This window comes from Kitasatospora sp. NPDC005748 (genome assembly GCF_040630735.1).
Lineage (GTDB): Bacteria > Actinomycetota > Actinomycetes > Streptomycetales > Streptomycetaceae > Kitasatospora.
This window is the reverse complement of record NZ_JBEXYD010000155.1, coordinates 1-1995: the sequence shown is the minus strand read 5'-3', so window position 1 is coordinate 1995 and position 1995 is coordinate 1. Positions and strand designations below refer to the sequence as shown.

Sequence of the window (1995 nt, the reverse complement as noted above, 5' to 3'; positions counted from 1 at the left end):
CCAAGCGGGCACGGGCATCGCGTCGCGCACGACTGCCCACTCCGCGTCGGTCATGTCCGAGGGGTACCTCGGACGCCTGTGCGGGTGGTCCCCGGCGTTCCCGAACCGGTGAGCGAGGCAATCACACGACAGGGGTGCGGAGTTGGACGGAAACGTCACGGAGACGGAAGACTGCGGCACCAGGGGCCTCCTGCTGCTCGGCTGGATTCGACACCCACGAGCTGTGCGGAAGGCCCCACTTTCATGCCCTGCCGACCAGAAGATCACCCGACCGAGTCGGCAGACTCGAACTCACGATCACCAAGATCGATAGAGCAACGGCTAGATAGTGCAGCCCAACCACGCCCGCGCAACGCTGGGCACCATGCTCGGCGAGCTGCGCTCCACCACGCAGAAGTTCACCGCCGTTCTGCCCGTCCCGAGAGCGATCGAGGCGGTGGAGGCGATGATGAGCGCCCTATGGGATGGGCAGACCTCGCGTCACGGTAAGCAGCACCCTACTGTTCCTGAGACCTTGGAAGCGGCCCGCGCTGCTGTGCACCTGGCCACCACCCTGGTGCAGTGGTTCACCTCCGGCATGGTCACCCGTCGGCCCTAGAGCCTGTCTGACAAATGATCTCTGCGAAGCTGTGAGGCAGAGATCATTGGAGGGTCGATGGGCATTGAGCTTGAACTGCACTCCGGGAGGCCTCGCAAGGGTTCGTCTCGGACGACGTTGCTTCGTGGGTCCTACGCACACGGCGACGCGCTGGCGCGTGCGCTGAGTGCGCTCGACCGCCATGGGTCCGGCAAGTTGGGCTGGGTTGACCCGTACGGGGACACCATGTTCAACGAGCAGGAGGCCGAAGTCGCTCGTCAGGAGGTTGCTGTCCTGGTGCGCAACTGCTCCGACGAGGGGCAGCGGGCGGCCCTCCTTGACCTGGGTGTGCTCCTGGAAGCGTGTGCGGCAACGCCGGGCAGCTACCTGTGGTTCATGGGCGACTGAGGTCGGTCGATAATTGATCTTGTGGCGGGTCGAGGTGAGTGGACGGATGCGGCGTGGGAGCGGATAGAACCGCTGTTGCCGCAGGTGGACGGGCGTGGCCGTCCGTGGCGCGACCACTGCCAGGTGGTCAACGGGGTTCTATGGCGGCTGCGGACTGGGGCCCCGTGGCGTGACCTCCCCGACCGGTACGGGGCGTGGCAGACCATCTACGAGCGGTTCGCCCGCTGGGAGGCCGACGGGACCTGGGCGAAGCTACTGGAACATGTCCAGGTCCGCGACGACGCGATGGGCCGAGTGGAATGGACCGTCTCGATCGACTCCACCATCAACCGGGCCCACCAGCACGCCGCCGGCGCCCGCAAAAGAGACACAGACCGGGACGAACTGAAGACCCGGGCCGCTCGCAGGCGCGCCAGGCCCTTGGCCGCTCCCGAGGCGGACTGACCACCAAAGTGCACCTCGCCGTCGACGGCCGGGGCCTTCCCCTGTCGATCGTGCTCACGCCCGGCAACGTCAACGACGCCACCGCCTTCGGCCAGGTCCTCGCCGGGATCCGCGTCCCGCGCGCCACAGGAGGCCGCCCGCGCACAACACCCGAACGCGTGCTGGGCGACAAGGCCTACTCCAGCAGGGCGATCCGCCATCTGCTGCGGCGCCGAGGGGCGTCGCCACGATCCCCGAGCGCCGCGACCAGGTGGCCGGCCGCCGACGACGTGGGACCCTCGGCGGCCGGTCACCCGCATTCGACAGGGCCATCTACCGTGACCGCAACGTAGTCGAACGATGCTTCGCCCCTCAAGCAGTTCCGCGCGATCGCGACCAGGTTCGACAAACTCGCCGACCGCTACCGAGCCGGAGTCGTCCTGGCATGCCTGATCCTCTGGCTCCGCGAGCCCGCTCTTTGTCAGACAGCCCCTAGGGCACGTATTCGGTCGTGATCAATCTTGGCGATTCACCTTCGCGGCGGGACCTGATCCGGTAGACCGTGGTGTGTGACGCGAGCGCAACTG

Annotated in this window: 2 protein-coding genes and 1 pseudogene; all 3 read left to right on the top strand. The window is 67.2% G+C overall.

Features of this window, described 5'->3' with window-relative positions; genetic code table 11:
- Positions 1 to 364 precede the first annotated feature (364 nt).
- Positions 365 to 598, top strand: a complete 234-nt coding sequence (locus ABZ495_RS37025; RefSeq protein WP_359840389.1) for a hypothetical protein — start codon at positions 365 to 367, stop codon at positions 596 to 598.
- A 57-nt stretch (positions 599 to 655) separates the two neighbouring features.
- Positions 656 to 985, top strand: a complete 330-nt coding sequence (locus tag ABZ495_RS37020) for a hypothetical protein (protein ID WP_359840387.1) — start codon at positions 656 to 658, stop codon at positions 983 to 985.
- A 21-nt stretch (positions 986 to 1006) separates the two neighbouring features.
- A pseudogene (locus ABZ495_RS37015) lies at positions 1007 to 1904 on the top strand (IS5 family transposase).
- Positions 1905 to 1995: the final 91 nt, after the last annotated feature.